At 68.1% G+C, this 6,457-nt stretch carries 7 protein-coding genes; 6 read left to right on the forward strand and 1 reads right to left on the reverse strand.

The window, feature by feature from the left end; translation table 11 throughout:
- Positions 1-9: 9 nt before the first annotated feature.
- Positions 10-1,827 carry a dihydrolipoyl dehydrogenase gene (lpdA, locus tag H537_RS0111255; protein ID WP_028998013.1) on the forward strand — a complete coding sequence of 606 codons (1,818 nt, stop codon included), beginning with the start codon at positions 10-12 and terminating at the stop codon, positions 1,825-1,827.
- A gap of 125 nt (positions 1,828-1,952) precedes the next feature.
- Here lpdA and H537_RS0111260 read toward each other — a convergent pair whose 3' ends face one another.
- Positions 1,953-2,504, reverse strand: a complete 552-nt coding sequence (locus tag H537_RS0111260) for an NUDIX hydrolase (protein ID WP_211234993.1) — start codon at positions 2,502-2,504, stop codon at positions 1,953-1,955.
- A 126-nt stretch (positions 2,505-2,630) separates the two neighbouring features.
- Between H537_RS0111260 and maiA the strand changes: the two genes are divergently transcribed.
- The 5 genes from maiA to H537_RS0111285 all read left to right on the forward strand — a co-directional run.
- Positions 2,631-3,269 carry a maleylacetoacetate isomerase gene (gene maiA / locus H537_RS0111265; RefSeq protein ID WP_028998015.1) on the forward strand — a complete coding sequence of 213 codons (639 nt, stop codon included), beginning with the start codon at positions 2,631-2,633 and terminating at the stop codon, positions 3,267-3,269.
- Positions 3,259-4,044, forward strand: coding sequence for a peptidoglycan editing factor PgeF (pgeF, locus tag H537_RS0111270; protein ID WP_043458566.1), 786 nt, complete (start codon positions 3,259-3,261; stop codon positions 4,042-4,044). The genes maiA and pgeF overlap by 11 nt, the downstream gene beginning before the upstream one ends.
- Positions 4,045-4,108: 64 nt before the next feature.
- Positions 4,109-4,267 carry a hypothetical protein gene (locus tag H537_RS54905; RefSeq protein ID WP_211234994.1) on the forward strand — a complete coding sequence of 53 codons (159 nt, stop codon included), beginning with the start codon at positions 4,109-4,111 and terminating at the stop codon, positions 4,265-4,267.
- Positions 4,268-4,423: 156 nt separating this feature from the next.
- Positions 4,424-6,067, forward strand: a complete 1,644-nt coding sequence (locus tag H537_RS0111280; RefSeq protein WP_375136318.1) for a PHA/PHB synthase family protein — start codon at positions 4,424-4,426, stop codon at positions 6,065-6,067.
- Positions 6,068-6,120: 53 nt separating this feature from the next.
- A partial coding sequence (locus tag H537_RS0111285; RefSeq protein ID WP_028998019.1) for a thiolase family protein occupies positions 6,121-6,457 on the forward strand: 337 nt, incomplete at its 3' end.

The following is a 6,457-nucleotide window of genomic DNA, read 5'->3' on the forward strand; positions in this document are numbered from 1 at the left end:
ACCACCAAGATGGCACTCATCGAAGTCAAGGTTCCCGACATCGGCGATTTCAAGGAAGTCGCGGTCATCGAGGTGCTGGTCAAGCCCGGCGACACGGTGAAGGAGGAGCAGAGCCTCATCACCGTGGAGTCGGACAAGGCCTCCATGGAGATCCCGTCCTCGCACGCCGGCACCGTCAAGGAACTCAAGGTCAACCTCGGCGACAAGGTCAGCGAGGGCTCGCTGGTCCTGATGCTGGAGGCCGAGGGCGCCGCCGCAGGCGCGCCCGCGCCGGCCCCGGCCGCGGCGCAGCCGACCGCACCCGAGTCCTACTCGAAGGGGCAGGAAGCGTCCTTCCCGCCGGCCGCGCCGGTGGCGCCCACGCCCAACGCCGCTACCTACGCCGGCTCGGCCGACCTCGAGTGCGACATGCTCGTGCTCGGCGCCGGCCCGGGCGGCTACTCCGCCGCCTTCCGCGCTGCCGACCTCGGCATGAAGGTCGTGCTGGTGGAGCGCTACGCGACGCTGGGCGGCGTGTGCCTGAACGTCGGGTGCATCCCGTCGAAGGCGCTGCTGCACGTGGCCGCGGTGATGGACGAGGTGAAGCACTTCGCCGACCTCGGCGTCACCTTCGCCGCGCCCACGGTGGACCTGGAAAAGCTGCTGGCGCACAAGAACAAGGTCGTCTCCAAGCTCACCGGCGGCTTGGGCGCAATGGCCAAGATGCGCAAGGTCACGATCGTGCGCGGCTACGGCAACTTCGTGGATCCGCACCACGTCAAGGTGCTGGAAACCACGGGCGAGGGCACCGAGCGCTCCGGCGGCGAGAAGGTCATCCGCTTCAAGAACTGCATCATCGCGGCGGGCTCGCAGGCGGTGCGACTGCCGTTCCTGCCCGACGATCCGCGCATCGTGGACAGCACCGGCGCGCTGGAGCTGCGCCAGGCGCCCAAGAAGATGCTGATCATCGGCGGCGGCATCATCGGCCTGGAAATGGGCACCGTGTACTCCACGCTGGGCGCGCGCCTGGACGTGGTCGAGATGCTCGACGGCCTGATGCAGGGCGCCGACCGCGACCTGGTGAAGGTGTGGCAGAAGATGAACGCCCCGCGCTTCGACAACATCATGTTGAAGACGAAGACGGTGGGCGCCGAGGCCACGCCGGAAGGCATCAAGGTGCAGTTCGAGGGCCTGGACGGCACCAAGAGCGAAGGCGTCTACGACCTGGTGCTGCAGGCCGTGGGCCGCTCGCCCAACGGCAAGAAGATCGGCGCGGAGAATGCCGGCGTGGTCGTCAACGACCGCGGCTTCATCCCGGTGGACGTGCAGATGCGCACCAACGTGCCGCACATCTTCGCCATCGGCGACGTCGTGGGTCAGCCCATGCTGGCGCACAAGGCGGTGCACGAGGCGCACGTGGCGGCCGAGGTGGCGTCCGGGGACGAGCACGCGCGCTTCGACGCGCGGGTGATCCCCAGCGTGGCCTACACCGACCCCGAGGTGGCCTGGGTGGGCCTGACCGAGGACGAGGCCAAGCAGCGCGGCATCAAGGTGAAGAAGGGCCTGTTCCCGTGGACGGCTTCCGGCCGCGCCATCGCCAACGGCCGCGACGAGGGTTTTACGAAGCTCCTCTTCGACGCCGAAACGCATCGCATCCTGGGTGGCGGCATCGTGGGCACCCACGCCGGCGACATGATCGGCGAGATCGCCCTGGCGATTGAAATGGGCGCCGACGAGGTGGACATCGGCAAGACCATCCACCCGCACCCGACGCTGGGCGAGAGCATCGGCATGGCCGCGGAAGTGGCCCACGGCTCCTGCACCGACCTGCCGCCGCAGAAGCGCTGAGCGCAGCGGGTCGCGCCCCTCGGGACGCGACCCCCGCCGCCACCATGAAAAACGCGCCGCAATTGCGGCGCGTTTTGCAATGAGGCAGTAATCGGTACGGGGTGGGGCGGTCCGGCGCCTGTCCGCTATTCAATATCAGCGGCGTGCAGCCCGAAGTGGCCGCGCTTGCGGTCCTCGAAGTAGCGGCGCAACGTCTCGCGCACAGTGCGGAAGGCGATCTGGTCCCAGGGCACCTCGGCTTCGGTGAACAGCTTGGCCTCGATCGTTTCCGGGCCGGGGTCGAAGCGGGTGTCCTGCAGCTTGGCGAGGTAATAGAGGTGAACCTGCCCGACCTGGCGCACGTTCATCACGCTGAAAAGCTGGCCCAGCTCGATGTGGGCGCCGGCTTCTTCCACGGTCTCGCGCAGGGCGCCCTGCGAGGTGGTCTCACCGAGTTCCATGAAGCCGGCCGGCAACGTCCAGAAGCCGCGGCGCGGCTCGATGTTGCGCAGGCACAGCAGCACCTGGTCGTTCCACGTCGGCAGCGTTCCGACGACGTTGAGCGGGTTCTCGTAGTGGATGCGGCTGCAAGCCGGACAGACCGCGCGCTCCCGATTGTCATCAGGTGGAATGCGGTATTGCACGTGGCTGCCACATGCGGGGCAGTGCTGGATCCTGCTGCGCTCGGACAAAAGCATGGGCCGAGTTTAGCGCGCGCCCTCGGACGCCCCCGGCAGCGTGCAGGGTTCACGCCATGTTCAAAAGCGCTGTGAGGCAGGTATGCTGCACTGCGTCAATCCCGCAGTTCCGCAGTCATCCCAGAAATGCAGCTGTACAACTACTTTCGCTCCTCGGCGTCCTACCGCGTCCGCATCGCACTGGCCCTGAAGGGTCTGGCCTACGAATACAAGCCGGTGCACCTGCAGAAGAAGGAGCAGTTCGCGGAGTCGTATGCGGCCGTGTCGGCCTCGCGCCTGGTGCCGCTGCTGCGCGACGGCGACGCGTCGCTGACGCAGTCGATGGCCATCATCGAGTACCTGGACGAGACCCATCCGCAGCCGCCGCTGCTGCCCTCGGACCCGCTGGGCCGCGCCCGCGTGCGTGCGCTGGCGCAGGACATCGCCTGCGAGATCCACCCGCTCAACAACCTGCGCGTGCTGCGCTACCTGGCGCACGACCTCAAGGTCGGCGAGGACGACAAGAACCGCTGGTACCGCCACTGGGTCGAGACCGGCCTGGAGGTGGTGGAGCGCCAGCTGGCGGATCACCCGTCCACCGGCCGCTTCTGCCATGGCGACACGCCCGGCCTGGCCGATTGCGTGCTGGTGCCGCAGATCTTCAACGCCCAGCGTTTCAACTGCCGGCTGGAGCACGTGCCCACCGTGATGCGCGTGTACGAGGCCTGCATGCAGCTCGACGCCTTCGACAAGACGCAGCCCTCCGCCTGTCCCGATGCCGAGTAAGGCTCTGCAGGGCGTGCTGAGGCCCGAGTGGCCGGCACCGGCCGGCGTGGGCGCATTCATGAGCACGCGCGAGGGCGGCGTCAGCGCCGCGCCCTGGGACGGCGCCAACCTGGGCGACGCCGTGGGCGACAGCCCGCAGGCTGTGGACACCAACCGCGCCCGCTTCGCCGCCGCCGCCGAGGGCGGCACGCCGGTGTGGCTGCGCCAGGTCCACGGCACGCGGGTGCTGCGATTGCGCGCCGGCGAGGCCTTGCCGGCGCAGCCGCCCGAGGCCGATGCCGTGGTCACCGCCGACCCCGGCCTGGTGTGCGTGGTGCAGGTGGCGGACTGCCTGCCCGTGCTCTTCGCAGCGTCCAACGGCCGTGCCGTCGGCGCTGCGCATGCGGGCTGGCGCGGCCTGGCCGGTGGCGTGCTCGAAAACACGCTGGCCGAGGTGTGCGCGCTGGCGCGCTGCGAGCCCTCCGATGTGCTGGCCTGGATGGGGCCCTGCATCGGGCCGGAGAGTTTCGAGGTGGGGCGCGACGTGCTGGAGGGTTTCGGCGTGGATCCGGACGGTCCGGCCGACCCGGCCTTCGCCTGGCGTCCGCGTGCCGACGGCAGCGCGCGCTGGCTGGCGGACCTGCCGGGGCTGGCGCGGCGCCGGCTCGAATTGGCAGGTCTGCGTCAGATCAGTGGCGGACAGTGGTGCACGGTGCAGGATCGTTCACGGTTCTTCTCGTTCCGGCGGGACCGGGTCACGGGGCGGCAGGCTGCCGCCGTCTGGCTGCGCGGATGAGGCGGTGTCCTCGGCGCGCTTGCGCGCCCGTCGCCGCGCCGGCGTCCCCAGGAGGTACAGGACGATGGACAAGGGCAGTACGCCATACAGCAGCAGCGTGAACACCGCGCCGAGCAAGGTGCCGTTGGGCGCCATGGCTTCGGCCACGGCCATCATCAGCACCACGTACAGCCATGCCAGAGCAACCAAGTACATAGCAAAAACCCGCAATTACGCAGAATGACGTATTTCGTACAATGAAAACTGTTGTCATGATGCGGTAAGACACGAAGCCTACAACGCGATCCAGCAACGGTTTTCGTGAAAAAGTCCTCAGGAGACGAGCGTGACACTGCATCCCATTCCCGCACTGCAACAGCTTGGCGACAACGCCACGGCGCTGAGTGCCGCCATCTCGGAAGCGCTGCGCGCGATGTCGGGCCTGAACCTGCCGATGCAGGCCATGACCAAGCTGCAGGGCGAGTACCTCAACGAGGCGACGGCGCTGTGGAACCAGACGCTGGGCCGCCTGCAGCCCGACGGCAGCGCCCAACCGGCCAAGCTGGGCGACCGGCGCTTCTCGGCCGAGGACTGGGCCAAGAACCCCGCCGCGGCCTACCTGGCGCAGGTCTACCTGCTCAATGCCCGCACGCTGATGCAGATGGCCGAGTCCATCGAGGGCGACGCCAAGGCCAAGGCGCGCGTGCGCTTCGCCGTGCAGCAGTGGATCGACGCCGCGGCGCCGAGCAACTTCCTGGCGCTCAATCCCGAGGCGCAGCGCAAGGCGCTGGAGACCAAGGGGGAGAGCATCAGCCAGGGCCTGCAGCAGCTGTGGCATGACATCCAGCAGGGCCACGTGTCGCAGACGGACGAGAGCGTGTTCGAGGTGGGCAAGAACGTCGCCACCACCGAGGGCGCGGTCGTGTACGAGAACGACCTGTTCCAGCTCATCGAGTACAAGCCGCTGACGCCCAAGGTGCACGAGAAGCCGATGCTGTTCGTGCCGCCGTGCATCAACAAGTACTACATCCTGGACCTGCAGCCGGACAACAGCCTCATCCGCTACACCGTCGCCCAGGGCCACCGGGTGTTCGTGGTGAGCTGGCGCAACCCCGACGCCTCCGTCGCCGGCAAGACCTGGGACGACTACGTGGAGCAGGGCGTGATCCGCGCCATCCGCGTGATGCAGCAGATCACGGGGCACGAGAAGGTCAACGCGCTGGGCTTCTGCGTCGGCGGCACCATCCTGAGCACGGCGCTGGCGGTGCTGGCCGCGCGCGGCGAGCAGCCCGCGGCGAGCCTGACGCTGCTGACCACGCTGCTGGACTTCAGCAACACCGGCGTGCTGGACCTGTTCATCGACGAGGCCGGCGTGCGCCTGCGCGAGATGACCATCGGCGAGAAGGCGCCCAACGGCCCGGGCCTGCTCAACGGCAAGGAGCTGGCCACCACCTTCAGCTTCCTGCGCCCGAACGACCTGGTCTGGAACTACGTGGTGGGCAACTACCTCAAGGGCGAGGCGCCGCCGCCCTTCGACCTGCTGTACTGGAACTCCGACAGCACCAACATGGCCGGGCCCATGTTCTGCTGGTACCTGCGCAACACCTACCTGGAGAACAAGTTGCGCGTTCCCGGTGCCCTGACCATCTGCGGCGAGAAGGTGGACCTCTCGCGCATCGAGGCGCCGGTGTACTTCTACGGTTCGCGCGAGGACCACATCGTGCCCTGGGAATCGGCCTACGCCGGCACGCAGATGCTGAGCGGCCCCAAGCGCTATGTCCTGGGTGCGTCTGGCCACATCGCCGGCGTGATCAACCCCCCGCAGAAGAAGAAGCGCAGCTACTGGACCAACGAGCAGCTCGACGGCGACTTCAACCAGTGGCTGGAAGGCTCCACCGAGCATCCTGGCAGCTGGTGGACCGACTGGAGCGACTGGCTCAAGCAGCACGCGGGCAAGGAAATCGCCGCACCCAAGACTCCCGGCAACAAGACCCACAAGCCCATCGAGCCCGCCCCCGGGCGTTACGTGAAGCAGAAGGCCTGAGCCGCGGCCCCTGAGCCTTCTTTAACCCGACCTTGACAAACGAGGAGATAAGCATGACCGACATCGTCATCGTCGCCGCAGCCCGCACCGCCGTGGGCAAGTTCGGCGGCACGCTGGCCAAGACCCCCGCTCCGGAGCTGGGCGCCGTGGTCATCAAGGCCCTGCTGGAGAAGACGGGCGTCAAGCCCGACCAGATCGGTGAAGTCATCATGGGCCAGGTGCTGGCCGCCGGCGCGGGCCAGAACCCCGCGCGCCAGGCGATGATGAAGGCGGGCATCGCCAAGGAAACGCCGGCGCTGACCATCAACGCCGTGTGCGGCTCCGGCCTCAAGGCCGTGATGCTGGCCGCCCAGGCCATCGCCTGGGGCGACAGCGACATCGTCATCGCCG

It is taken from the genome of Azohydromonas australica DSM 1124 (assembly GCF_000430725.1).
Classification (GTDB): Bacteria; Pseudomonadota; Gammaproteobacteria; order Burkholderiales; family Burkholderiaceae_C; genus Azohydromonas; species Azohydromonas australica.

What these genes read in the sequence shown, in the direction of transcription:
- pgeF (WP_043458566.1), top strand. Translation starts at nt 3,259, where the DNA reads ATGCCGAGTAAGGCTCTGCAGGGCGTGCTGAGGCCCGAGTGGCCGGCA.
- H537_RS0111260 (WP_211234993.1), bottom strand. Translation starts at nt 2,504, where the DNA reads ATGCTTTTGTCCGAGCGCAGCAGGATCCAGCACTGCCCCGCATGTGGC.
- H537_RS54905 (WP_211234994.1), top strand. Translation starts at nt 4,109, where the DNA reads ATGGACAAGGGCAGTACGCCATACAGCAGCAGCGTGAACACCGCGCCG.
- maiA (WP_028998015.1), top strand. Translation starts at nt 2,631, where the DNA reads ATGCAGCTGTACAACTACTTTCGCTCCTCGGCGTCCTACCGCGTCCGC.
- lpdA (WP_028998013.1), top strand. Translation starts at nt 10, where the DNA reads ATGGCACTCATCGAAGTCAAGGTTCCCGACATCGGCGATTTCAAGGAA.